This window comes from uncultured Fibrella sp., from assembly GCF_964250085.1.
Classification (GTDB): Bacteria; Bacteroidota; Bacteroidia; order Cytophagales; family Spirosomataceae; genus Fibrella.
In genome coordinates this window covers 336,531-360,715 of sequence record NZ_CAXUEC010000006.1, presented here as the reverse complement: position 1 = coordinate 360,715, position 24,185 = coordinate 336,531, and the positions used below count along the sequence as shown (strand labels likewise).

Below are 24,185 nucleotides of genomic sequence, written 5' to 3'. Positions count from 1 at the left end.
AACTATAATGGATTACCGGCACCACCACATGCATTAGTTGTGGTGCCTGCATTGTTCTGTGCTTGTTGAAGCCATTTAGAAATTGTTTCCGTAAATTGTCCTTGTTTGGCTAAAACTTGAAATGACAATACATAAGCAGAATTTCCCGGATAAAAATAATCTCCATTACCTTTTTGTGTTGAATATAGTTCGAGCTGATTAGTTTTTGATCTATACGTAGCGAAGGCCGCTTCCGCTAATGCGCGCGATTCAGTATAGGTTCCTCTTGTCGCTAAACATTTTTCCGCAGGTGTATAAGATTCGTTTTTCGTATATGCTGCAAATATGGCTCTCTTTTCATTCCTACCACTTAACCCGGCTAAGCCACACAATGTAACTGGTTCATTATAATAAGTTCTGTTATTGGCAGAATAACCAACATTCTCAAAAGAAACTGAGATATTTTTAGGTAGGTTGGGTTTGATTAATTTGTTATAATAATCTACTAAATAGTCCATAAAGAATTTACCCGATACATGAATTTCATCTACTGCAAAGTTTGGAGTGCATGTTGCATCTGGACCAACACAAGAATTCTGTTTTTCACCCATAAGAATGTGGCATTTACCAGTGCCATTTGTACAGATTAGCGGTGTGAAATCAGAACTACCTCCTACAACTTTTGTTGACAATACATCTAAATCGGCAAATGATATAATAATCGGACTGATTGTTGGGGTTCCTGCCCCACACGCACTGCCATCACAATTCGTCGTCTTGGTCACTGACCCTGCAACCGCTGAATTCATGCCATCGGCTAGTTTGATTGACCATTCTGTGTTGTCTGACACATTCAAATCATTGGTACTCAAGTTTGGTATAACAAAACCGTTATCATCCGCTTCTTTTGCTATTTCTGGTCGCAACGTTCTAGTTTGGGTTGTGGCGATGTTGCTGGTGCTCCATTGGGTCGTGCCTCCCACCGGTTCGCTCCACTCCAAGGCGACCGGACGTGTCATTTCCATCCGCACATTGTAACGCAGCTGTTTGGTCTGATCAAAACCCGTCGGACATTGGGCATAAGTTGTGACGTCCGTCGAGCATTTCGCCGCCGCATACGCAATGTGATAGATCGTCTGCTTCTGGCCGATCAGCGTGTCAGTGTTACCAGTTTTCCGATACAGGTTACAGCGTTTGACCATGTAGCGTGCTGTCAAATTACCGCGCCAGCCTCTTCCACAATCCTGCGTACCAGTTTTTGCAGGATCGGCTTGCACCTCACCTACCCCGTTTAATTGTAAGGGGATCGCCGGATTAACCACGAACCGGCCATTTACAGGGTTAGCCTCGCACCGTATCTTTACCTCCGGGGGGGGGGTATAGGGTGTAGCCACACACTTACCTGTGCCGTTCGTGTTGCACAAGAACGTGTAATAGCCATCAATTCCGGTATCCAGCTTTTGTTTAATATTGGATATATCAATTGCTTGGATATTATTGACGGGCTTGGTTATATTGTTATTTGGGTCGCGGCAATAAGCAGTTTGCTCGGCGGTGGTCGTGGCTGGCAAGGGCTGTTTCAAATCGGGCGAACACACCCATTCCTTGTTTACTCGTTGCGCGTTGTTCGTAGCATAATCCGTTTCCGCCGAATATCGATTACCAACCTGTATAGTCGTCAGTTCTTTGGTAGCGTGTGCGCCATCTATCGACTTTAGTGTGCAAAGCTGTTGCCGCTTGACGACACCGGTTAATGGAGTTGGACAAGGGATGGTGATGTCGCGTGTAAAGGTGACATCTGTGGTCAGGTTAGGATCGGGCAACAGACTATCCCGATACGGAAAACCGACCGTGACAATCGGCGAACCAACCGCAATGACACCACTCGCGGGTGTAGGACAACCAAGCTCTGCTGCCTGTTTGGGCATGTCGGCTCCACTAGCTTTTTGTATGCCCACGTGATCAAAACCATATTGTTCAGCAAGACTTGCCGCCATGCTTTCACCCGTCAAGCTGAGATTGGCAACACCTGTTGGCGATGTCATGAAATAAGCAATCGCGCCAAAAGCATTTTGCGCCCCAGTCCCATTGCATACATCGACACGGACTCCTTTCGGCACAACCGGCTTGGGATTGTTTAGAATGCTGGACGTGTTGCTAGTCGTATCGACGTCTTGTGTACCCAATACAGCCGTCGGGCGCATCCGCAATGCTTTTTGATACGCCAGTTCATTATTAGCGGCTTGTCCCAAACTAATCCCGGCATTGTGGATCGCCGCTGTTTTGTTGAGATTGCTGTAGCGTGTGGCAGCATCTTCCTCGCCGGGTAGACAACCACCCAGCATGACCGTGGCAAAGACTACAAAGCAACTGAAGATTAACCGACGAGACAACATGGCCTCTATATTGTCCTAAAAGACAGTGAAGATTGCTTTAACTAAAGACAAGATTTTACATCTAAGCCCAAAGCGGCGATCTATCTGCGGCGGCTTTGCCTTGCCTCAATAAGACTTCTCGGTATTTGATCAGCGTCATGGCTCGAATATCAACCGGATCAATCGTTTCAGGGAGCTGAAACGTATCCTCGGCCATGATGTCACGCATCCACAACTCAGCGATCAGTGAGTGTTCAAGCTGAGGCACGTATCCCAAAAACTGACTGAGACGATCTCTGACCATGTACCCATACGGTAAATAGGTATTCTCATAGTTGCGGTAGATGGCCTCATCATAGGTCAGACACGTGTTGTATTTCATATCCTCGTTGCGGATCAGTTTGATGTGATCTTCAATCTGGTCCAGGAAATCCTCCTGCTCGATTGAGCCTTGCCAGTACTGGTGAACCAAAGCCCGCAAATAGGCCTCAAATGGCATAAGGACGCTTTCAAGGGGCAGGTAGCCCAGATGAATCTTGACCAGGCCGTGGGCTGTCTCTTTAAGCTCTGGGAACGCGGTCGCATGAACAAGCAGATCATTCCATTTGACGCTGCCAACACGACCTTCATCTACGTCGTCATTTAAATGAACATGAGCGTGTTGCACATCGCTATTGTAGCTCACGCCCGTTAGTTTTTGCTGCCAAATCATTTTTACACTCCCTGCATGAAACGCATCAAGCTTATGTCTATATTAGCATAAGCGTACTGAGCATCAACTAAAAACAATCGAGGAGATGAGCCAGAATGATGATACGAAATCAAGTTTCCCTAAAGGCTACGAACATACCGAAGCGCGTTTAGTGGAAACCACAGAGCGCATACAAGCACTGGATGAGCAGATCAAGAATCTGCCCAAAGATCGGGGTCCGGATTTGACCCTGAGCCCACGCGGCTTTCTGAGGTCACGTCAGCCAGGGTCGCGGGATCAGGCTGTGACCTTCGCAAAACAGCAAATAGATGCGCTTAAGACTGATACGCTAGCCAAAATAGAACAGGATACGCGGAATGGGGACAATAAGGATGGTCGTATTGTCCGCGATACAGTGCGCGAGGCACTCTTTCCCAATCCGTTTCGCGGTATGAGCAAAGCTGAGTTGGCTCAGAAACGATCGATTCCCAGAGACGTCGAGAAATCACAGGATTACATGGATGCCAAACTCGTTCAGGCTGCGGCTAACCGAAACGATGTATCCAAAGACACATCACCCACGCCCGACAAAAAAGAGCAGGATGGCATGTCAATGTCAGCCCGTTTCTCAATGTCACTAGGCTATACAAAAGCGACTGAAAAAACAGAGAGGGCAACTGAACGGACGCATAGCCGGGAGGCTCATAAGGAACGTGACTAATGTTTTAGCACATTAATCTTTGTCAGGTTCTTTATCCCGGTCTTTCGTCTTTATCGGGCTTTTCTCAGCTTTTTGCGGGCGATCTCCTGTCAACCAAGCTGGTAGACGCTCACGCGCCATTTCAGTCTGCTGCTGCTCTCGTCCCGCCTTGAAGCCAGCTAGCCGGACAAAATCACTGTCGATGTCAGCTAATCTCTCGGCCAGTTCTGGCATGTGCTTGGCGAGTATATAGCCTTCATTGAAGCCCTTCACATAGTCAGGTTCTACTTTGTCTTGATCGTCCATCGTTAAAATGTGTTCCGGGCGTTTCGTTCTAGATAGGTGTTGATTGAATCGCGGTCGTACAGGATGATCTTCTTCTGCGGCTGTGAAAAACGTATCTTCCCCTCGTCACGTAGCTTTTGCAACGTCGTCTTTGACTTGACGTTCAAGAGTTGCATGGCCTCTTCATCTGATACCCATTTCTCTTTTTCGTTACCCTGCTTTTCTTTCAGCCTAGCAACGACCTCTTCAACCAGAGCATAGAAAGCATCCTCTTGTAGACAAATGACTTGCATAAGATTCAGGAATAAATAAAGTCGGTCAGAGGAGATAGATAGCCTTTTTGCAGATTAGATACCGTGCATTTAATATTAGTTGCATTGTGAATATAAACACCTACGTAGGCCGGAGTGTCTGCCCAAAGTGGAATTTCGTTCACTAAGCGGTCGCATGATTTCGTTTCATACGTGAACTTACCCTCTTTCAAACGGATCAGCGCGATGCCGTGCTTGATAGCAAACTCAATTGCGCCTAGCTGAAATCCGGAAGTTGAAAAGATAATACCCTTATGAGCGCCTATAGATTGTAAACGATTGTAAAGGAGCTCAACTTTCTCGCGCTTAACTGGGGTCTTATACCGTTTGCATTCCGCTAATACAATTATCCTAGCTCCACCAAAAGTGTCAAAAGTGGCCTTAACGTCTATCTGATATGTTCCATCATGGGCGTCTTCCTTGACGTTGTGCTGAACTTCCAACAACGGTAAACCCGTACCTGACTCTATTAAAAATTCGGTTGCAAGTTGTTCAAAATCGAGTGGCGAGAGCGCAGCAACATAACCAGAGGGTAGATTATGCTCCATGATTTTATCGTAATTCATAGCAAGATTGCCCGTAATTAATAACCCGTGCTAGCGCTAATAGATAACGACGAAAATAACAACTTCTTCGCAGTAATGCCCATGCTTGTTCTATCTACGTTATATTGGACAAAAGAAACATTACGATCTTACACCATATATATATCTTAATGGCCTAATTATCAGTGAAGTGGGGGGCAGGATCGAACTGCCAATTCAGAAGTGTAAATCCCAATATAGCAGTGTCTAAATTTGTTGTCCTATTGTTGTCCTTAATAAAAATGGGTTATGTCTTTCTAGAACATAACCCATTGATAATCAGATACCAGGAGCGGGAGTCGAACCCGCACGGGCTTGTGGCCCACAGGATTTTAAGTCCGGCGTGTCTACCGATTCCACCATCCCGGCGTTTACGAAAAAAGCACCGTTGCTCGGTGCTTTATCGTGGAGCGAAAGACGGGGTTCGAACCCGCGACCTCGACCTTGGCAAGGTCGCGCTCTACCAGCTGAGCTACTTTCGCATTGTGGCCTGTTCCGATATGTAGAACAGATTTGATGATGCAAAAGTACGGTATTATACTGCTGCTGTCAAGCTCAATAGCAAAAAAATAGGCCTGAAAATTAGTAATGAGCTAAAATCAATTCATTCTGAATGAGTTATGGCGTAAAAAAATTGCCTGGCTGTGTTTGGTCTGGTTAGCACCTACCGACGTTTTCCTAACCGATATGACAAGCCCACCGACAGGGAGGCCCAGGCATCCCGGCTCTCGTTGCTGGCTGGATTACGGTAGATATCGCCACCAGTTGCCGTACTGATCGTGGTATTGTCATTATCGACACTGGCATCCAGTTTATCCGTATTGACGAAGTTATACCGCAGATCACCATACAGGTTGATTCGTGGACTGAGTTGCCGATTGTAGCGGAGGCCGATGGGTACTACCACTTCGTGCGTCGACGAAACCCCCGCGGGACCTTTTGCCGTTACTCCGTCTTCTTCTGTCCGATGGCTACCCGACCCATTGGTGTACCGCTGCACCTGGTTGGTGGTGAGCGAATAGGCAATGGCATCAAAAGACACCATACCCACAGCTACATAAAAGGAAAAATTGCTCTGGTTTGAAGCCAACTTACGCTTTTGAGTACTCTGAAAGAGGCGAGTTAGGTTTATGGCGCCACCCAGTGCAACCTGAGCGTAGGACGTTTTGGCTATCGAGTTGTAGAACGAAGATTCCTGAGCACTTAACGTACCCAGATCACCCAGCAGATTCAGACTGATTACGTTGCTGAGCGGGTAACTAATCAGAAGCCCGAAACCGGGGCAGATGTTGGGACTTGACAGGTCCCCGTACAACTGATTAACGCCTATGTTAAGGCCGACGGTTAACCCTGCTTTTAGGGAGTCGGTTCGCACAACTGTTGTGTCTGTCGTTTGGGCAGTTGTTGGAGGAGCAAGATACAGGAGTAAGGCAACTGAATAAGCGATCCGGCGGTAGATGGTTTGCATAGTAGGATGGTAGACAAAATCAAAAAAACATAGACAAAGCCTGTAGACGGTGTCCGACTCAAAAAGTAATTGTCCGGATACGGACTAATTGAAAAAATTATTATACTGATTATCAGATGATTATATGTTTGGCATAATAATGTCTTACAAATAGGTACGTCATCAGAGAACCCACTGCAACGTTGGCGACTGAAACTGCATCTTTTAGAAAACTCATATAACCGGTACTTTTTATGAAAACTGCATCTGCTACTTTGCTTGCGTCGGCGCTGGTTGTGACGTCGATGTTGACCACAATGGCTTTCTCTACTGAGGATGCCGACATCCAAATCGGTAGTTTCGATGAAACACCGTACAAGACTCAGACCTTTAAGGGAGTTAGCGCGCTGCGATCGCAAACGTCGGGCGGAAGCCTGCTGGTTGAAGGCGGCAGCGGGTCAGAAGCGCGGGTGGAAATGTATGTCCACTCCAACAACTGGAATGGGACGAATGACCTGAGTAAAGAAGAAATCGAGGAGCGGCTGGAAAACTACGACATCACAATCCGGCAGGAGGGCAACACGCTGGTGGCAACGGCCAAGCAGAAAAATGGCAGCTGGAACTGGAAGAAAGGGCTGAGCATCAGCTTCAAATTCTATACGCCGCGTGCGCTGGCAACCAACATCAGCACCTCGGGTGGCAGTATCAAAATGAGCCATCTGACGGGTCAGCAGCAATTCAGAACGTCGGGTGGCAGCATGCAGTTGTCCGATCTGAAAGGTGATATCGAAGGCAGTACATCGGGCGGAAGCATCAAATTAACCGATTGCCATAATCAGATCGATCTGGAAACATCGGGAGGCAGCATCGAAGCCGCCAACTCCGACGGTACCATCAACCTGAACACGTCGGGCGGCAGTATCCGGCTCACGGGGCTGAATGGTGTAATCAAAGCCAAAACGTCGGGCGGTAGCATTAACGGCGAGGGCATTGACGGTGAGCTGGTAACCAGCACGTCGGGCGGCAGCATTCGCATTCGCAGTATGGCCGGTAGCATTGATGCGGAGACCAGCGCGGGCAGCGTTGAAGTAGCGATGAGCCGGGTCGACAAGTTTGTGAAGCTGGAAACATCGGCTGGTAGTGTACGGGTACAAATGCCCATGAACAAAGGCATGGACCTCGATCTGAGCGGTAACCGGGTGAGCGCACCGTTGACCAACTTCAGCGGGTCGGCCGAAAAAGACCGGATCGTTGGCAAAATGAATGGCGGTGGTATTCCGGTTCGCCTCACGGCCAATTCAGGCAGTGTTTACGTAAACCAGAACTGATACCTGTGTCCGCTAGCTGTCCGAATGCGGACGGTCTACTAATCAAAAAAGCCCTAAATCGAGCGATTTAGGGCTTTTTTGTGCTGTGGCACGGGGATTGACCTTGCCGTTGCAGGTATGCTTTCCCGGATGATAAAGTGGCTTCAAGCCAAAATCAAGTTTCGAACTAATACGCTGATGAATGCAGGGATGATACCGCAGCCAGTCATACATGCCCGGATCATCGTGTAACATCAGCAGGCCGTCGGAAGGGGGATGGTACCTATTTTTAGCGTTAAACCTTGTCTGTCAAATATAACTAATTATGATTCAGCTCTCGAACGTGTCAAAGTACTATCCGGCGGGGTTCGGACGTACCTACGTACTCCGTAGTATCAACCTGTCGATCGAAGCCGGTGAGTTCGTTTCGATCATGGGGCCAAGCGGTTCGGGTAAGAGTACATTGCTCCATATCCTGGGTATGCTGGAAGAGCCATCGGAAGGAGAATATCGCTTTCTGGACGAGCCCGTTCAGAAACTATCGGAGAAACGGCGTACTGAACTGCACCGGAGTCATATCGGCTTTGTCTTTCAGGCCTATCACCTCATCGATGAACTGACTGTTTACGAAAACATTGAAACGCCCTTGTTGTACAAAGGCTTGCCGGGTAACGAACGGAAAAGCCGGGTTGCCGATGTGCTGGACCGGTTCAACATCGTGGCGAAGAAAGACCTCTTTCCCAGTCAACTCTCGGGCGGGCAGCAACAGCTTGTGGGCATTGCGCGGGCTATTGTGGCACAGCCCAAGGTGATTTTTGCCGATGAGCCAACTGGTAATCTGCATTCGGCGCAGGCAACGGAGATTATGACGCTGTTCCGCGAATTGAATCAGAAAGATGGCGTCACGATTGTGCAGGTTACGCACTCCGAAGCCAACGCTGAGTATGGAAACCGGGTTCTGCGCCTGAAAGACGGCTGGCTGGAAGCAGAACCCGCATCGGTTTGAGTGAGATGATAGGTACGCGGATTGGGCAGATCAAAAGGATTTACGCGGATTTTTGAATTTGAACTGATTCGTTAGTCGAAGCAAATCCGCCCAATCCGCGTACCTATTGGCTCCGTACAAATTCGCGCACTATATCCGTCAGGTGTTCGGGCGACGTACCCAGCAGGGTTTGCATACCGCTGACGTTGGCGCAGAAAACAGCGTCGGCCGTTTCCAGCACATCAGGCAGAAACAGGCCTTCCTGAACGGCGTAGGTACGTAGTAGCTGCCGCCGGATGATGCCGTTGATGCAGCCGGAGTCGAGCGAAGGGGTGAATAACTGATGGCCCTTGATCCAGAACAGGTTCGACGCCACACATTCGGCCAGATGCCCGTTGGTATCAAGCAGCAACACCTCATCGAAATTGTGCTGCTGCCGGTAAATCCCCGCCAGCACATACGGTAAGGCGTTGAGTGTTTTGAACGGCGACAGGCGGGAAGGTGATAGCCGAATATCGCGGAAAACGCCGAGGCGCGGCTTATCGGTCAGCGCAAATGGCTGGCCGGTTTTGGTCGTAAGTAACCAGTTGGCGGCATGGGTTGCAGGCGTATAAAAACCACCGGGTTGTCGCCAAACCTGTAGCTTGATCCGCACCGGGCCATCGCCGAATTGGTTCTGCCGAATTAGATCAAGGATTAAATCGTGTAGGTAAGCGGGGGTAAACAGATCAGGTATGTCGAGGTAAAGCGCGGCCATGCCCTGCATAAGCCGGTCGTAGTGATCGGGCCAGAACCAGAGCGTGCCCGCGTCGAACCGAATTGTCTCAAACAGGCCATCGCCGTACTGAAAAGCCCGGTCGGTGGGGGGGAGGCTGAATTCAGCCTCAGGAAGTATATCCGAGTTATAAACCAGATTCATGGCGATTTTCCACCGTTTATCCCAAAACGGTGGTCGTGCCAAAAGTAAGCGTGTAACATTGACCTATCTAACTGCTCATGATTATGTTTCGATTGCCCGTCATACGAATGGGCCTGGCCAGTGGGTTGGCCGCTTTTCTGCTGTCAACACCCGGTTTGGCTCAGACAACTGTAGGTGGACCACCTGCTGCGGTAACACCCGCTCCTGTTCAGTCAACGGCTGCACCGGGCACCGGCCAAACCGTTCCGCAACGGCTGGGGCTACAGCAATGTATTGACATTGCGCTGGCCAATAACCTGACGATTCGCCAGAGCCAGTTGCAACTGCAAAACACAGAGGCGCAGCTTCGGCAGGCTCGACTGAACCGGCTACCCAACGTGGGGGCATTTCTGAGTCAGGGTTACAACTCGGGCCGTAACATCAACCCGGCCACCAACGCATTCGTTGATCAGGGTGTACTCTCCAACAACTTCCAGGCAACGGCTCAGGTAACGGTTTATAATGGCGGCCTGTTGCAAAATACGATTCGCCAGAATGAACTGCTGAAACAGTCGAACGAAGCGTCGGTGAAGGCAACGGAGAACAACGTGAGCCTGACGGTAGTGCAGAACTACCTGAATGTGCTGACGGGGCAGGAACAACTGGTGGTGGCGCAACGGCAGATCGAAGTGTCGCAGGCTCAACTGGACCGTACCCAAAAACTAGTTGGAGCTGGGTCGCTGCCTGAATCGAATCTATTCGATATCCGGGCACAGATCGCCAATGATGAACTGGCCATCGTAAATGCTCAGAACACCATTGATCTGGCCAAACTGGCCCTGTTGCAGGCTATGAACGTACCATCGGGCGGACCGGGTATCGACGGGTTCAACGTTGAGCCCATCAACGTACCTGACCCAACGCTTGACCCCTACACGGCTACAACGCAGCAGGTGTATGATATCGCTCAGCAGTTTGTGCCCGACATTAAAGCGGCCGATCTGCGGGTTCGCAGCGATGCCGTTGGCGTGCAGGTGGCCCGCGCCAACATCCTGCCCAGCCTGACGTTGAATGGTAACCTGAACACCCTCTATTCGAACGTGGGACGGCAAAAACTAATTGCCGATGGCACAACGCAGGTCGATCAGACCGTGCTGTTCAATGGCATTCCGCAAACGGTCACTTTTGTGCAAAATAACTTCCGGGGCGAAAACTATACCTTCACCGAGCAACTGGGCAACAACCTGAACCGGTCGATAAACCTGCAATTGCAGATTCCGATCTTCAACCGTACTCAGGCCCGGACGCGCATCCTGACGGCTTCGTTACAACAGCAGAATTCAGAAATTGCCGCCGCCAACACACGTCTGCAACTTCGGCAAACCATTGAAACAGCTTACACCAACCTGCGGGCCTCGTCGAATCGGTACCGGGCCACATCGGCACAGGTTACGCAACTGGCGCGGGCTTTCCAGGCATCGGAGAGCCGGTTCAACGCCGGGGCATTGAACTCAACAGATTATAACGTCGCCAAAAGCAACCTCGACCGGGCACGTGCCAGCCTTGTACAAGCAAAATACGATTACATTTTCCGCGTCAAGCTCTTAGATTTTTACCAGAACAAGCCACTCTCTTTTGATTAAGAAGTTTTGACACCGAGATGATGGGAACACGGATTTGACGGATTAAACGGTCCGCCGCTTCGGTCGATCCATTTAATCCGTGTTCCTATCATCTCGGTATCAAAACCCTTTTACCTCTTCACATGAAAAAGAAATCGAACCGCCTTTGGTGGATACTGGGCATCGCAGCCGTGTTAGTAATTGGTGGCCTTGTGGCCGCTAAGCAAGCCGGCATTATTGGGAAGCCCCCCACCACCGACGTTGACTTTGCCATCGCGCAACGCACCGACATCATCGAACGAGTAAGTGCTTCGGGACGTGTGCAGCCTGAAATCGAGGTAAAAATCAGCCCGGATGTGTCGGGAGAAATCATTGCCATGTATGTGAAGGAAGGTGATCCGGTGAAGGCAGGGCAGTTGTTATGCCGCATTCGCCCGGATAACTACGAATCGTTTTCGGCCCGCGCCGAGGCAACCGTAAACCAGAGCAAAGCGCAATTGGAACAGTCGAAAGCGGGGGTATTGCAGGCCGAAGCGCGGCTTATTCGCACTAAAGCCGATTATGAGCGGAGCCGCAAGCTGCTGGCCGATAAAGTAATCTCGCAAGCCGATTTCGAAACGGTAGAGGCTAACTATAACGTAGCCAGACAGGATATCGAGGCGCAGAAAGCCAACGTTCGGGCGGCCCAATTCAGCATTCAGAGCGCCCAGGCCAGTTTGCGCGATGCCAAAGAAAACCTGCGTAAAACCACCATCTATTCACCCGTCAACGGTACGGTGTCGAAACTGAATGTGGAGCAGGGCGAGCGCGTGGTGGGTACGTCGCAAATGGCCGGTACGGAAATTATGCGGCTAGCCAACCTCAACAACATGGAGGTTCGGGTCAACGTAAATGAAAACGACATTGTGCGGGTAACGCTGGGCGACACGGCCGATATCGAAGTGGATTCGTACACGACGGCGGGCCGCAAGTTCAAGGGAATCGTTACGGAAGTCGCCAACACAGCTAATGGTCTTGGGGGCAGCAGTGCGGCGTCGGCCCTGTCGACGGATGCTGTAACTGAGTTCGAGGTGAAGGTGAAAATCCTGAATAACTCATACACCGATCTTTCAAAAAAATTGGGTAGTAAGGGCTTTCCCTTCAAACCGGGTATGACCGCCTCTGTCGAGATCATCACCGACCGTAAATCCGGCGTGTTGGCCGTGCCTATTGCCGCCGTAACAACCCGCGCTGACAGCTCAAAAATAGCAGCCGCACCTAAACCCGATGGCAATACCGTTGAGGATAAAACGGTAGCTAAGAAGGCCGCTATAAAAGAGATTGTGTTCATTGCTGAAAACGGCAAAGCGGTGCAGCGTGAAGTAAAAACGGGCATCAGCGATTTTGAAAACATCGAGATCCTTTCCGGCCTGAAACCCGGCGATCAAATCATTTCAGGCCCTTTCCTGGCTGTCTCTAAAAAGCTTAAAGCCGGCGACATAATCGTGAAACGCGACCCGAATAAGCAAAAGGCAAAGAAAGAGGATGAATAAAGAGAGTTTGCTGTTTGCTGTTTACAGTCTTCAGTTGCGTTGCTAAAGCCCAACTTGTTGCCGTTAGCAACGTAACTGAAGACCGTAAACAGTAAACTGTTTTTTTATGCACGGGACCATCATCCATTACGATCCCCTCACACAATGCGGCCTGCTCAGGACCGGGGCAGGACAGGTACACTATTTCCGGCGCGACGAAGTTGTCAGTACAAGCCCTGTTGTAGCTGGTCAGCCGGTGACGTTGCGCAACGGAGTGCTGGTTGACACGGGCGGTAGTCAATTCGATGCCAGTGTACCTATCCGGCCACCGCAACGGCCCGTTACGCAGCCGGTAAACGTACCTGCGGCCACTGGCCAGGTACGTTCTGGCCGGAATATTGGCTGGGTCGGTAGTCTGTTGTCGCTTGTCGCGCTGGTTTTATTGCTCCTGTCGGGGGGCGAGCAGGTTGGTTATGCCAGCCCCAATCCTCGATTGATTGAATCTACTTTCGGCACGGTTGCCGCTGTGTTGCTGGTGCTGGAAGCGATCTTTTTCAGTAGTTCGGCCGGGAGTCGTGGCCGCATTCGCTGGACGTTCTGGCTGCTTGCCTGGGCCTCGCTGTTCGCCTATGTCGGGCGGACGTTCGACGGTTTTGAAGCCGACGAGGCTACCGGTTGGTATGGCTACGCATTACTTACACTCGGTTTTGCCGTTTACATCTTACCTTATCGGTCCAAATAAGTTTACTTTGGCGTACTGCTGACGCGAGTCGGGCAACCACGATGGGTTGCCCCTACAAATGACGGTTCCAGATGTAGGGGCAACCCATCGTGGTTGCCCGACTCGCGTCAGCAGTACGCTAGAGCAGCCCCAATAAATCCATGCACAATCCCACACGAACCCTACTATCCATACTCCTTGCGCTAACCATCGCTTCGTGTGGCGGCGGGAAGAAACGCGAGAAAACCGAGACAACAGCACCGACTAAAGCCGAGACTGTTGGTACGGTTCACTTTTTTCTGGAAACATCGGCCAGTATGGGTGGCTACCTGAAGGGCGGTACGACGTTTAAAGACGTGGTGGCCGATATGGTGACGAAAGCGAATCAACTCAAGCCGGTTACGCTTTATACAATTTCAGGTAAACCGGAGCCGGTAAACGCCGATGTAAATACGTTTGTAGCGCAGATGGCTACTACGCCACTGGCAACCGGAAAAAGCTCGGAGCTGCATCAGATTTTCAGGCAGGTGGGCGAAAAAGCGAAGGGCAACAACGTGGCCATTTTCGTGTCGGATTGCATCCTGTCGTTCCCCGATGCCGACATTAAGCGCAATCCTGAGGTGAACCGGAACGACGCGTCCAGCACACTTAAAAACAGTATCTACGATCAGTTTGCCACCTTCAGCAAGCTGGGAATTGGCGCCACGGTGCTGGCTTATACCTCTCCGTTCAACGGTACGTACTACACTTATCAAAACCAGAAACAGGCGCTGAAAGGCGAATCAAGGCCGTTTTACGTCTGGATAGTAGGCAAGCAAAGCCTGATCGCTCCCTTTACCCAGCAGTTGTTGGAAAGCCTGTCGATGGCACCCGCCAAACGGCTTGACTTTGGCTCGGCAGGTGCGTTGAAGCAGTACGATCTCTTTTTTGGCCTAAACAAAAGTGGCGAGTGGCGGGCCGAGCGTAACAACCTCACCAACATTGAGATGGGGCGCAAAACCAAGCCCATCGAATTTGCCATTGGCCTGAACCTGGCCAACCTGCCCGACTACGCGCAGGCAGAGACGTACCTGCAAAAGAACATGACTGTCTCCGCCGATAACGGCACGGTGAAACTCGTGAAAGTGCAGCGTAAGTCGGCCGTTGAAACGGGCCGTATGAGCGATCGCGAACAAAAACTGTTAAGCCAGAATACGCACGTGCTTACCTTCCACGTTGATAACTTGTTTGCCGACGACGCCACGGTGACCTTAAAGTTACCCGTTCGCTTCGATTCATGGTACGCCGACTGGTCAACGATGGATGACAGAACGCCTACAGGGCGACGCAATAAAACGTTCGCCCTCGAACACCTGATGACCGGCGTTCGCGAGGCATACCAGACCAACGGCAACGAGTTTGCTTCGATGACTATTAAACTAAGTAAATAAATCAAATGAACAATGGCTTCGCGGGCGGTTTACCTCCAATCCCCTGAAGGGGGCTACTGCGTTGCCACGGTCATTTCGCGAAGCTTTAACCCCCTTCAGGGGATTGGGGGTAAACCGCCCGCGAAGCCATTGTTCATTATATTCTCCCTTCCATGTTCACATCTATCTACGAACTCTTCCTTGGTCAAAATAACGACCCGATCTACGTCGATGAAATATTTACGCCCGTTGGCACCGTGACGCTGCTTGTGGCGCTGGTGGTGGCTGTTCTTTTTTACGTGGCGCTGGGCCGCTGGAAACCCGTTTTTCACCGTGTTCTGCACTGGGCGATTACGCTCGTAGGTACGTTGATTTTTGCCTATGCCTATGCCGTCTGGTATGCCAAAGACCGCACCGGTGCCGATGATGCCGACTCGTACATGACTGGTTTCGGTGGAGTCAATGTATTACTAGCGGCTGTCCTGTTTTTTCTGTTTTCCCTGGCCCTGAAGAACGCATCCATCTTCGCCAGGAGAACGCCATTTTAAACAGTTGGTCAGTCTTCTGTCCTCTGTTGCGCTGCTAATTCACAGTTCTCGAATTAGCAGCGCAACAGAGGATAGAAGACTGACCAACATTTTCTTATGAAACTCTTCTTATTCGGTATTGGTGGTACGGGTGCCCGCGTGTTGCGGTCATTGACAATGTTGCTGGCCTCGGGGGCCAACGTACCCAGCGATCTGACGATTATCCCGATTCTGCTGGATATGGATATGCAGAACGGCGACACCGAGCGCGCTCTGCGGCTGGTGGAACTGTATCGTAGCCTCCGCACGGCGGGTTACCCCAATGGTCCGCAGGATCGTAACGGCACCAACGGTGGCACAAAGCGTCCATTCTTCGGTACGTCGTTGCAGCCGCTGGGTACGTTGCAAGCCGAGAATGCCCAACAGCAGATTGGTGATTCGGTATTGCCGAAACTGACCGATCATCAGGGCACGTTCGAGGAGTTTCTGAATGTGAGCAGCATGGAGGAAATCGACCGTGAATTTCTGAAACTGCTATACGATAACTCGGCCAAACCGACCAACGCCGAACTGAAGCTGAACCTGTCGGTAGGCTTTAAAGGCAACCCGAATATCGGTAGTGTGGTGTTCAATGCCCTGGAAGACTCGCCAGTCTATAAGTATTTTATCAGTGCGTTTAACGATCAGACCGACCGGATTTTTGTCATTAGCTCGATCTTTGGTGGAACGGGCTCGGCTGGCTTTCCGCAGTTGGTGAAACTGTTGCAGCATCCCAGCCAGAAAATGCCGATCCGCAACGCCAAAAAGGGCGCGGTAACGGTGATGCCCTATTTTGCGCTGGAAGAAAATAGCCAGAGCGCTATTGACCAGAACCGGTTTCTGTCGAAAACGAAAGCGGCGCTGTCGTACTACCAGAGCCAGATCGACCTCGACGCGCTGTACTACATCGGCGACCGGCCGGGTGCCAAGCTGTACCCAAACGTGGAAGGTGGTGCTAAGCAGGCCAACAATGCCCACGTGGTGGAAATGCTGGCGGCCGAAGCCGTGCTTGATTTTGCCCGTCGTGGTCCCGGTGAGTTCAGTTCAGACAAACGGTACCTCGAATACGGACTTCGCCGCAACGACCGGAGCCTTGACCTGGCGCATTTTGGCGATGTAACGTACCAGAACCTGCTTGAGCCGATGGTTCGCTTTACGTACGCCGCCAAATTTTACACCGATTTTGTGCCGAACAACCTCAGCGAAGCCTTCGCCAAAGAACTGAACCTGCCCCAGACACTGCGCTCAGGTACGTTCTACACGTCGCTCGATAACTTCATCAATGCCTATAAAACGTGGCTCCGCGAACTGGCCGTAAATGACCGTAGCTTTGCCCCATTCGATTTGGAAAGTGATTTTAATGGCCTTATCCGGTCGAAGCGAATCGAAACGAGTTTCTTCAGCAAAGGCATCAGTGAAGGCTTTTTGCAGGAAGCAGCGGGCAAAGCGCAAAACAATCTGAAAGCAGCTTTTCCAACCAACGAAGCCCGCTTTATGCAACTTCTGATGGAAGTTGCCGACAAGTGTATCGAAAAATTAGGTCCGCTGAATCGTCAGCTGGCAGACGCGTAAACAGTAGTTTAATGGTTCAGTATTACTTCACGTGCGGTATTACCCCCAACCCCCTGAAGGGGGCTAAAAGCTTCGCGACAGAATCTTGCAGCGCGTTAGCCCCCTTCAGGGGGTTGGGGGTAATACTGCACGCGAAGCAATACTGAACAGTAAACTTAAAAAAATGCCTCACATCCTTCGCATTGATACCGACCCAAACGTTAGCCAGCAGAACCATAATGGCTGGACGGGGAGTCCGGCGGGCCTGACGGGCAACCGCATTGAACATATTCCCGATACGCTGACGGCCGCCGCGGGTGGTGCGGCTGGGTCGGCGGGAAAGGCAGGTACGTCTATTCCGTCGCCGTTTGCGCGGTTATACCTGTTCGATACGGCGTTCAGGATGGTGAAAAATAACCTCCAGCCTGCCGAACTCAGCATGTACCACGTGCTGGTATCGCACACCCTCGATTTGCTTGAATTGCTGTTTCAGGCGGGTAACTCCGATGACCTGACCTATAAGCTCTGGAACCGGGGCGAACGGCTGGGCAAACTCGCGTCGGCAACGGGCGGGGGCGGTGCGACGGGCCTGACGCGGCATCCGCATCAGGTGCTGGCCAAAGCACTGGAGCTTGATTTTCGGAATGAACTGGCGGCGGTGCAAACCACTACGCTGATTTATTACAAAGGGGCGTTGCTCGGCGGCACGTCGCCGCTGACGCTGGTATTCACGACCCCAAACTGGGAGCAGGAACGCCAGAATAAGTTTATCGATCCGCCGAAGAGTAGCACCGGCCGCACGCTGTTTCAGAATGATTATGTGCCGCTGAGCGCCCGCGACGAAGGGTTTACGACGTACCTGCGCCGCTGGTATGAACAGTACAATAACCTGATGCCAGCGGGCGGTTTCAAGGAATATCTGTACCGCGTTTTCTTCGATAGTGCCGTGGTGCCGCCCGTCACGGCGGGTGTAACGCTGAGCAACTTTGAGCCGATCCAGGTACGTGGCGAGAGCACGTCTGTACTGCAGGTGTTGCCGGGTATGCCGCTCTACCGCGTTCGGGAAGACGATGTGCTGAACGACATCGAAGAAAACTCCGATTTCCTGATGGTGCCAACGGTGGATTACTACACCCGCGAAACCAGCAACGGAGCTGCAACCGGCGTACGCAAGCCGTTGGCGCTGGCCTCCCGGATGGACATGACAGGCCGGTACGTGAAGAACACAAACTGGAACACCAACACGGTCATTATGCGTCAGCGCGATCTGGGTGGTGGTTTCCTGCTGTCGGAGCGATTCCTGCCGGGGGTCGACAACGTGAAATACCCGTTTGTAACGACCGATGATTTCCTGGAGGATTTCCTGATCAAGATGCCCTACAAGCTCAACAGTGGCCGTTTCTTCACGGGTACACCGGGCGATATGGAGTTTCTGTTGCCAGTTCGGAAAGAGTATTTTAGCTTCTTTCGTATGGAAGATCTGGCGAAACAGCTTACCCTGCGCACCGAAGACCGGGGTATGGACCGTATTATCATTGCGGCGCTGAGTATTCCGGTGAAGAACAACCGGACGGTCATCTTCCGTAAAGAATATAACCTCGGCAACCCCGATACGATGATCGAGTTCCGGGCGGGGCTCGCGTGTTTCCCCTTCTATAAAATCACCGTACCCGACGCGACGCTACAGGCACTGAACGAGTACAACGTGATGCTGCTGGATGCCAGCAAAGACGACGCGAACTTCCACGCGGGCCGGTCGGTACGGTTTTTCCAGTTTCCGCAGGTGGTCAACAATCAGCCGTTGCTGGTGCCTGCCCCCGACCATCGTACCCCCAAGTCGGGGCCAACACAGGCGGCTTCGTATTATTACAAAGTACCGCAGGCGTTTGATCTGATGGAGGTTCAGCTTCAGCGAAATGGTGTGCCGTATCGCGGGCTGGTGCTTCCGAAATTTACGATCATCAGCGAGCGGGGCTACAAGCCGTTTACCTTCGCCATCGACTTCGGTACGTCGAACACGCACGTGGCCTACGTGGATACGAATCTCGGTAACGCCGATCCGAAGACGCTGACAATCAGTGACGATAAGGTCAACCTGGATGCCGACGAACTGCAAATGGTGTCGCTTGTGAAACCCTACGATGGCTACGAAGCACAGACGCCTTATGACCGGTATCGGTTGGGCGCGAAGCAGGGTCAATTCACTGAATTCGACACGTTTGTTCGCCGGGAGTTTGTACCGGCCATTATCGGTGGTCAATATGGGTCGCCGTTTACGTTTCCGTTGCGAACAACCGTCTACGAAAAAACGGGATCGGCTGACTCGGGCGATAACCTGTTCAGTAAGATCAACCTTGGCTTCAACATTGACCTCGAAACGGGCAGTACGGGTGTAAACAGGTACGTTACGAACCTGAAGTGGCTGTTCGAGAATCAGCCCGGCGACCCCATGAATCGGCCGCGCGTTCGGGCGTTCTTCGAGACGTTGCTGTTGATGATGCGGAACAAGATTCTGCTCAATCAGGGCAACCTCACCGATACCAAAATCACGTGGCTAGCCCCAACCAGTATGCAGGCCGACACGGAAGACAAGCTGGTGGCCGAGTGGGAAAACGCGTTCCGTCGGGTGTTTAAGTCCACGCAGTATTTCCGGCCAAACCCGATTCCTGAATCGCTCGCGCCGCATTTCTTCCTCGTCACCAAAGGCGTTAAATCCTTTGCCGACGCGGTAAACGTGGACATCGGCGGTGGTACTGCCGACATTATGCTGTTTATGAAGCAGCAGAATAAGTACCTCAACACCTCGTTCCGGTTTGCGGGGTACGATATTTGGGGCGGTGGCCTGAATCAGCAGGGGCATCCATCGCATCTGAAAGATAACGGCTTCATTCTGAACTACCTGCAATACCGCCGGACGCTGACGCAGGCCCCCGCACCAGAAGATCAGATCCTGGATACATTCCTGGCCAACAATGATTTGAGCGCCGAGGATATTGTCAGTTTGCTGTTCCGAAATGATACGCACTACAAGTTCACGCAGTCGATTGTGGATGGTCGGCCCGCGTTGCGTATTGTGTTGTTCCTGCATTATTCGGCCATCGTTTACCACCTGGTTCAACTGATCGAGGCGAACCAGATGGGCCTGCCGCGTTACCTGACCTTTACGGGCCGGGGGAGTCAATACCTGAAAATGCTGGGTTCGTCGCGCCGGTTGATCGAGTTTACGAAGATGTTGTTCCGGGCGTACACCACGCTGCCCGTACCGCCTGATTTCGAGGTGGTGCTCAGCGAAAACCCGAAGGAGACGACGGCCAACGGAGCGGTGTTGTTCGAGAATGCCAGCGCGATGGAGAAAGACAAGTACAACAGCCGCCAAACAACCTGCTACTGGGGCAATTCGCCAGTTGAGCAGAAGGCGCTGCCATCACCCGCCGAAGCATCGCCTACGCAGGATGCCACCGGTTTCGGTGCGCCCGTCGCGAGTTGGGGAACGTACCCAGGCCAGCCGGGTCAGGCTGCTTACGGATCAGTGCCTGCGCAGCCTACGTCGAAAGTCGTCAACGCACCATTCGAATACCGCCGGACAAAAATTGGCGAAGTAAGCGGCGACCGGGCGTTCCATGATTCGGTGCTGACCAACGTGAAAACGTTCCTCGAAAAAACGCTGACGGACCGTGATGTGGCTTATTTCCTCAGCGAGCACAACATCCAGACGCCCGAGCAATACCTGTCTTTCCTGGTTGGGCCCGACGTTACGCGCAGCGGTGCGTTGTATGACAGCTACATGCTGGCCCGGACTGGACTGGAGCAGGAACCGAATCAGGCAGTATCGGAAACGTACTTCTTCCTGCCGATCAAGCACGCGTTGTATGAACTATCGAAGCAAATAGCTTCCTGAACTGGTTACCCTGCCTCGGTTTTACCCCCAACCCGCTAAAGGGGGCTAAAGCTCCGCGATGTCAGAAGGCAACGCAGTAGCCCCCTTTAGCGGGTTGGGGGTAAAACCGAGGCAAGGTAAAGCCAACTGATTAAACGTTGTTCAATATGCCAGCGGACATGTTTTTTGGAGCAACGCCAACCATCTTTGCTAATGCAAAGCAATTAAGGAACGCGTTGACTCCGGCTGAAATGTTGCTTGGACGAAAATTGAAAGAACAATTCTCCAGCTATCGTTTTAGAGCACAACACCCAGTCAACTATTTCATTGCGGATTTTTATTGCCATCAAGCCAAACTGATTATCGAGATAGACGGAAGTGTGCATGATACAGTAGACCAGGTGGAGTATGATGCTAATAGAACCTATATATTGGAGGAGTTCGGGTTGACAGTCATTCGCTTTCGTAATGAAGAAGTCGAACAGGATATGAAGCAAGTGCTCACTAAAATAAGCCAGTTTTTGACAAAATTACCCTCAACCCCCTGAAGGGGGCTAAAACTTCGCGACAGCATCTCGCAACGCTTTAGCCCCCTTCAGGGAGTTGGGGGTGAAACTCCTTGACCACTATGAAAACTACCTTAACCCTTCTCTTTTGTGTGCTGACTGTAGCCGCCAACGCTCAGACGGCACCTGCTTCTGCACCGACCGGTATCGACGCAGGTACGTTCGGCATGGCAAAAGCAACGCTGGAATTTCTGGCGACTGACCAGAAAACGTTCGGTGCCGCGAAAAAGCTTGCCTGCGATGGCTGCACAACGTATGGTGATCTCACGGAATTCATCAAAGCCAATAACCTGAAAAAAGCCGACGGGCTGGTCAACGACATCAAGAAGCACAGTATGATGCTGAATGACGAGTTTGCCGCCGACGCGTTCTCCAGCGAAGGAGCCGTGTTGGATAGCCTGCGTCGGTACGTGTTGAAGCGGGTAACCAGTGGTGACGAACGTGTTCATCGTACTAAACTGGCTTCGTTTGGTGCCTATCAAACCCGCATGACTGCCCTGGCTGGGGGAGCCGATCCCGACAAAGCGGTGTCTGAGCAGGAGGCGGCCTTACAGGAAGGTGATGCACCCGTTGAGACGGCCGGAACGGCTGCGCCATCAACGGGTATGTCGCTGGGTACGTGGGCGTTCTGGCTGTCTTTGCTTAACCTGCTAGGGCTGGGCTACTTACTGCTGACACGTCGGCAGGGGGGAGGCACTGCTGCTGTATCAGATAAAGAAGATGCCCGCCTGGCTGGGTTGCAGGACGAAAACAGCCGGTTGAGCAGCACCGTTTCAGAACTGGCCAACCGCCTGACGATCACCGAAAAGAAACTGGCCGGTTCTGGTCCTGCTGGCCCCACCAACCGACCTGTTGAACGCCCCCCCGTTGCTTCTCAACCAATGAATGATCGTGGTCCGGTTGAGCGGGGTATGATGCCGCAGACGGAACCAGCCCGTCGGGCCGACGTACCTGCCGAACGTAGTCCGGTGCCTTCTCCGGCGCAGGGTGCTGGTAATCAACCGCGAACGGGTTATGGAAATCCGGCGAACCCCGTTATTCCAACTCAGTCTGTACCGGCTCCTGCTTCGGCAGCCAATGTACCGGTGGGCCCGTCGGCCAGCCAGATGCAGGGATCGCCTTTGCGCACGACGCCTGTTGTACCGCCTGCTCCGCCTTTGTCAGGTACGTTGTCTGGATCAATGGAGCAACCGGGCACGTTTGGGGGCCGTGATGCCGCTGCAACGCCTCCGCCACCATCCGCGCCGCCTGCGGCTCCGACCAGGCTGTTTGCCCGTACTGCCGATCTCGGGAACGGCTTCAGTGTGGCGGGGTTACTTTCTATGGCTGAACGCGGCACGGTCTATGAGATTGACTTGACGGGTCCCGGCACGGCTACCTTTCGTGTGAGCCAATCGCCCGAATCACAACAGTTGGCCATGAGTGACCCATATTCCTACCTTAGTGATGCCTGTTTGTACGAAAACCAGCCGGGTGGACCCAATAGCCGAATTCAAACCGTTACCCCCGGCCAACTGGCGTTGCAAGGCGATAAATGGCAGATTACGGATAAGGCTCGCATTGGCTTCATCTAGCGCAATTCTTTTGCTTGAGGCTGGTTAGAGTTATGCCCTATCTCGGAGATAGGGCATAACTCTAACCAGCCTTTTCCTCCTAACCCTACCTTATGAACAAGCGTCTACTCGTAGTATTCCTACTTTCTTTACCAACCTGGCTGTCAGCCCAGAAGACGCTTGAAAAACCGTGGATGATCGGGCCATTCCAGAAGCAGAATGCCGTTAATCCCATTCTGGACGCTAAAGCCAGCACTACGTTCTTTTGCCCGGTACGTCAGGCAACGGTGCGTTGGGAAGAGAAAGACGTATTCAATCCGGCCACGGTGGTACGGAACGGGAAGGTGTATATGCTGTATCGAGCCGAGGATACCGTGGGCAAGTTTGCCGGTACGTCGCGGCTGGGCCTGGCCGTTAGTACCGATGGTATTCACTTCAAACGCCGTCCAACGCCCGTGTTCTATCCCGAAAACGACGCGATGAAGGTGTATGAGTGGGAGGGTGGCTGCGAAGACCCCCGCGTGGTGGAAAGCCCGAACGGGGTGTATGTCATGACCTATACGACCTACGATGGCGACAAGGCGCGGCTGTGCGTAGCTACCTCCAAAGACCTGGTTGACTGGCAAAAGCAGGGGCTGGCTTTTGGGCAGGAAACCTACCGGAATAGCTGGTCGAAATCGGGTGCTATTGTCTGTCGGCAACAGGGCAGCCGGGTGGTGGCTCAGAAAATCAATGGTGTGTACTGGATGTACTGGGGCGACCAGCCTGATTTACGCATGGCTACATCGCCCGATCTGTTGCACTGGACGCCACAAACGGGTAACACTCCATCGGGATTTCTGCCCGTAGCCGAATCGAGGCCCGGTAAACATGATGCCCGCCTGATCGAGCCAGGACCGTTTGCGCTGTTAACGCCCGCTGGTATTGTGTTGATCTATAATGGGATGAACAACAAACAAGGCGACCCCGCCCTGCCTGAAGACGCGTATGCTGGTGGTCAGCTTCTTTTCGACAAGCAAAATCCTGCGAAGCTTCTTGATCGGTCGGCCTCGTATTTTATTAAACCAGATCAACCCTACGAAACGCAGGGACAGGTAAATCAGGTCGTTTTTCTGGAGGGTATGGTGCCGTTTAAGGGCCGTTGGTTTCTGTATTATGGCACCGCCGACTCGAAGATTGGCGTTGCCACCGCCCCCCACTGAACAGTTCAACGCTACCCGTTAACTTAGCAGTTTAAACGACAAACG

Annotated in this window: 20 protein-coding genes and 2 tRNA genes; 13 read left to right on the top strand and 9 right to left on the bottom strand. The window is 52.0% G+C overall.

The window, feature by feature from the left end; genetic code table 11:
• Positions 1-2: 2 nt before the first annotated feature.
• Entirely contained in the window at positions 3-2,375 is a 2,373-nt protein-coding gene (locus ACFE8Q_RS19945) for a hypothetical protein (RefSeq protein ID WP_375447196.1), read from the bottom strand.
• Positions 2,376-2,436: 61 nt separating this feature from the next.
• Positions 2,437-3,066 carry a hypothetical protein gene (locus tag ACFE8Q_RS19940; RefSeq protein ID WP_375447195.1) on the bottom strand — a complete coding sequence of 210 codons (630 nt, stop codon included), beginning with the start codon at positions 3,064-3,066 and terminating at the stop codon, positions 2,437-2,439.
• 85 nt (positions 3,067-3,151) lie between these two features.
• On the opposite strand from ACFE8Q_RS19940, the gene ACFE8Q_RS19935 reads away from it, so the two are divergent.
• Positions 3,152-3,766, top strand: coding sequence for a hypothetical protein (locus ACFE8Q_RS19935; RefSeq protein WP_375447194.1), 615 nt, complete (start codon positions 3,152-3,154; stop codon positions 3,764-3,766).
• 12 nt (positions 3,767-3,778) lie between these two features.
• On the opposite strand, the gene ACFE8Q_RS19930 is transcribed toward ACFE8Q_RS19935, so the two are convergent.
• The 6 genes from ACFE8Q_RS19930 to ACFE8Q_RS19905 all read right to left on the bottom strand — a co-directional run bounded on the left by ACFE8Q_RS19930 (position 3,779) and on the right by ACFE8Q_RS19905 (position 6,393).
• On the bottom strand, positions 3,779-4,051 hold the full coding sequence (locus ACFE8Q_RS19930) for a hypothetical protein (RefSeq protein WP_375447193.1): 273 nt from the start codon (positions 4,049-4,051) through the stop codon (positions 3,779-3,781).
• A gap of 2 nt (positions 4,052-4,053) precedes the next feature.
• Positions 4,054-4,323, bottom strand: a complete 270-nt coding sequence (locus tag ACFE8Q_RS19925; protein ID WP_375447192.1) for a helix-turn-helix domain-containing protein — start codon at positions 4,321-4,323, stop codon at positions 4,054-4,056.
• 5 nt (positions 4,324-4,328) lie between these two features.
• Positions 4,329-4,907, bottom strand: a complete 579-nt coding sequence (locus ACFE8Q_RS19920) for a restriction endonuclease (protein WP_375447191.1) — start codon at positions 4,905-4,907, stop codon at positions 4,329-4,331.
• Positions 4,908-5,209: 302 nt separating this feature from the next.
• Positions 5,210-5,294: transfer RNA gene (locus tag ACFE8Q_RS19915), tRNA-Leu, on the bottom strand.
• Between the two features lie 37 nt (positions 5,295-5,331).
• Positions 5,332-5,407, bottom strand: a tRNA-Gly gene (locus ACFE8Q_RS19910).
• Positions 5,408-5,589: 182 nt separating this feature from the next.
• On the bottom strand, positions 5,590-6,393 hold the full coding sequence (locus ACFE8Q_RS19905) for a hypothetical protein (RefSeq protein ID WP_375447190.1): 804 nt from the start codon (positions 6,391-6,393) through the stop codon (positions 5,590-5,592).
• 233 nt (positions 6,394-6,626) lie between these two features.
• Between ACFE8Q_RS19905 and ACFE8Q_RS19900 the strand changes: the two genes are divergently transcribed.
• Both ACFE8Q_RS19900 and ACFE8Q_RS19895 read left to right on the top strand, forming a co-directional pair.
• Positions 6,627-7,700 carry a DUF4097 domain-containing protein gene (locus ACFE8Q_RS19900; protein WP_375447189.1) on the top strand — a complete coding sequence of 358 codons (1,074 nt, stop codon included), beginning with the start codon at positions 6,627-6,629 and terminating at the stop codon, positions 7,698-7,700.
• A 304-nt stretch (positions 7,701-8,004) separates the two neighbouring features.
• A complete protein-coding gene (locus ACFE8Q_RS19895) occupies positions 8,005-8,685 on the top strand; it encodes an ABC transporter ATP-binding protein (protein WP_375447188.1) in 681 nt (226 codons plus the stop codon).
• A 103-nt stretch (positions 8,686-8,788) separates the two neighbouring features.
• Here the strand turns inward: ACFE8Q_RS19895 and ACFE8Q_RS19890 are convergent, their stop codons facing one another.
• Positions 8,789-9,625 carry an aminotransferase class IV gene (locus ACFE8Q_RS19890; protein ID WP_375447187.1) on the bottom strand — a complete coding sequence of 279 codons (837 nt, stop codon included), beginning with the start codon at positions 9,623-9,625 and terminating at the stop codon, positions 8,789-8,791.
• A 35-nt stretch (positions 9,626-9,660) separates the two neighbouring features.
• Between ACFE8Q_RS19890 and ACFE8Q_RS19885 the strand changes: the two genes are divergently transcribed.
• From ACFE8Q_RS19885 to ACFE8Q_RS19840, 10 genes are all read left to right on the top strand, one after another.
• Positions 9,661-11,205, top strand: coding sequence for a TolC family protein (locus tag ACFE8Q_RS19885; protein WP_375447186.1), 1,545 nt, complete (start codon positions 9,661-9,663; stop codon positions 11,203-11,205).
• A 122-nt stretch (positions 11,206-11,327) separates the two neighbouring features.
• Entirely contained in the window at positions 11,328-12,716 is a 1,389-nt protein-coding gene (locus ACFE8Q_RS19880; protein ID WP_375447185.1) for an efflux RND transporter periplasmic adaptor subunit, read from the top strand.
• 106 nt (positions 12,717-12,822) lie between these two features.
• A complete protein-coding gene (locus tag ACFE8Q_RS19875; RefSeq protein ID WP_375447184.1) occupies positions 12,823-13,437 on the top strand; it encodes a hypothetical protein in 615 nt (204 codons plus the stop codon).
• Between the two features lie 140 nt (positions 13,438-13,577).
• The gene (locus tag ACFE8Q_RS19870) at positions 13,578-14,846 is read left to right on the top strand and encodes a hypothetical protein (protein WP_375447183.1); all 1,269 of its coding nucleotides are present in this window, start codon (positions 13,578-13,580) and stop codon (positions 14,844-14,846) included.
• Positions 14,847-14,998: 152 nt separating this feature from the next.
• Positions 14,999-15,373, top strand: a complete 375-nt coding sequence (locus tag ACFE8Q_RS19865; protein ID WP_375447182.1) for a hypothetical protein — start codon at positions 14,999-15,001, stop codon at positions 15,371-15,373.
• 96 nt (positions 15,374-15,469) lie between these two features.
• Positions 15,470-16,963, top strand: coding sequence for a hypothetical protein (locus ACFE8Q_RS19860; RefSeq protein ID WP_375447181.1), 1,494 nt, complete (start codon positions 15,470-15,472; stop codon positions 16,961-16,963).
• A gap of 163 nt (positions 16,964-17,126) precedes the next feature.
• A complete protein-coding gene (locus ACFE8Q_RS19855) occupies positions 17,127-20,840 on the top strand; it encodes a hypothetical protein (protein ID WP_375447180.1) in 3,714 nt (1,237 codons plus the stop codon).
• A gap of 146 nt (positions 20,841-20,986) precedes the next feature.
• Entirely contained in the window at positions 20,987-21,367 is a 381-nt protein-coding gene (locus ACFE8Q_RS19850) for an endonuclease domain-containing protein (protein ID WP_375447179.1), read from the top strand.
• Positions 21,368-21,447: 80 nt separating this feature from the next.
• Positions 21,448-22,959 carry a hypothetical protein gene (locus ACFE8Q_RS19845; protein ID WP_375447178.1) on the top strand — a complete coding sequence of 504 codons (1,512 nt, stop codon included), beginning with the start codon at positions 21,448-21,450 and terminating at the stop codon, positions 22,957-22,959.
• A 92-nt stretch (positions 22,960-23,051) separates the two neighbouring features.
• Positions 23,052-24,140, top strand: coding sequence for a glycoside hydrolase family 130 protein (locus ACFE8Q_RS19840; RefSeq protein ID WP_375447177.1), 1,089 nt, complete (start codon positions 23,052-23,054; stop codon positions 24,138-24,140).
• The last annotated feature ends 45 nt before the right edge of the window (positions 24,141-24,185 follow it).

Excerpts from the sequence above, each read along its gene's own strand:
- ACFE8Q_RS19945 (WP_375447196.1), bottom strand. The coding sequence starts at position 2,375 with ATGTTGTCTCGTCGGTTAATCTTCAGTTGCTTTGTAGTCTTTGCCACG.
- ACFE8Q_RS19940 (WP_375447195.1), bottom strand. The coding sequence starts at position 3,066 with ATGATTTGGCAGCAAAAACTAACGGGCGTGAGCTACAATAGCGATGTG.
- ACFE8Q_RS19935 (WP_375447194.1), top strand. The coding sequence starts at position 3,152 with ATGAGCCAGAATGATGATACGAAATCAAGTTTCCCTAAAGGCTACGAA.
- ACFE8Q_RS19930 (WP_375447193.1), bottom strand. The coding sequence starts at position 4,051 with ATGGACGATCAAGACAAAGTAGAACCTGACTATGTGAAGGGCTTCAAT.
- ACFE8Q_RS19925 (WP_375447192.1), bottom strand. The coding sequence starts at position 4,323 with ATGCAAGTCATTTGTCTACAAGAGGATGCTTTCTATGCTCTGGTTGAA.
- ACFE8Q_RS19920 (WP_375447191.1), bottom strand. The coding sequence starts at position 4,907 with ATGAATTACGATAAAATCATGGAGCATAATCTACCCTCTGGTTATGTT.
- ACFE8Q_RS19905 (WP_375447190.1), bottom strand. The coding sequence starts at position 6,393 with ATGCAAACCATCTACCGCCGGATCGCTTATTCAGTTGCCTTACTCCTG.
- ACFE8Q_RS19900 (WP_375447189.1), top strand. The coding sequence starts at position 6,627 with ATGAAAACTGCATCTGCTACTTTGCTTGCGTCGGCGCTGGTTGTGACG.
- ACFE8Q_RS19895 (WP_375447188.1), top strand. The coding sequence starts at position 8,005 with ATGATTCAGCTCTCGAACGTGTCAAAGTACTATCCGGCGGGGTTCGGA.
- ACFE8Q_RS19885 (WP_375447186.1), top strand. The coding sequence starts at position 9,661 with ATGATTATGTTTCGATTGCCCGTCATACGAATGGGCCTGGCCAGTGGG.
- ACFE8Q_RS19880 (WP_375447185.1), top strand. The coding sequence starts at position 11,328 with ATGAAAAAGAAATCGAACCGCCTTTGGTGGATACTGGGCATCGCAGCC.
- ACFE8Q_RS19875 (WP_375447184.1), top strand. The coding sequence starts at position 12,823 with ATGCACGGGACCATCATCCATTACGATCCCCTCACACAATGCGGCCTG.
- ACFE8Q_RS19870 (WP_375447183.1), top strand. The coding sequence starts at position 13,578 with ATGCACAATCCCACACGAACCCTACTATCCATACTCCTTGCGCTAACC.
- ACFE8Q_RS19865 (WP_375447182.1), top strand. The coding sequence starts at position 14,999 with ATGTTCACATCTATCTACGAACTCTTCCTTGGTCAAAATAACGACCCG.
- ACFE8Q_RS19860 (WP_375447181.1), top strand. The coding sequence starts at position 15,470 with ATGAAACTCTTCTTATTCGGTATTGGTGGTACGGGTGCCCGCGTGTTG.
- ACFE8Q_RS19855 (WP_375447180.1), top strand. The coding sequence starts at position 17,127 with ATGCCTCACATCCTTCGCATTGATACCGACCCAAACGTTAGCCAGCAG.
- ACFE8Q_RS19850 (WP_375447179.1), top strand. The coding sequence starts at position 20,987 with ATGCCAGCGGACATGTTTTTTGGAGCAACGCCAACCATCTTTGCTAAT.
- ACFE8Q_RS19845 (WP_375447178.1), top strand. The coding sequence starts at position 21,448 with ATGAAAACTACCTTAACCCTTCTCTTTTGTGTGCTGACTGTAGCCGCC.
- ACFE8Q_RS19840 (WP_375447177.1), top strand. The coding sequence starts at position 23,052 with ATGAACAAGCGTCTACTCGTAGTATTCCTACTTTCTTTACCAACCTGG.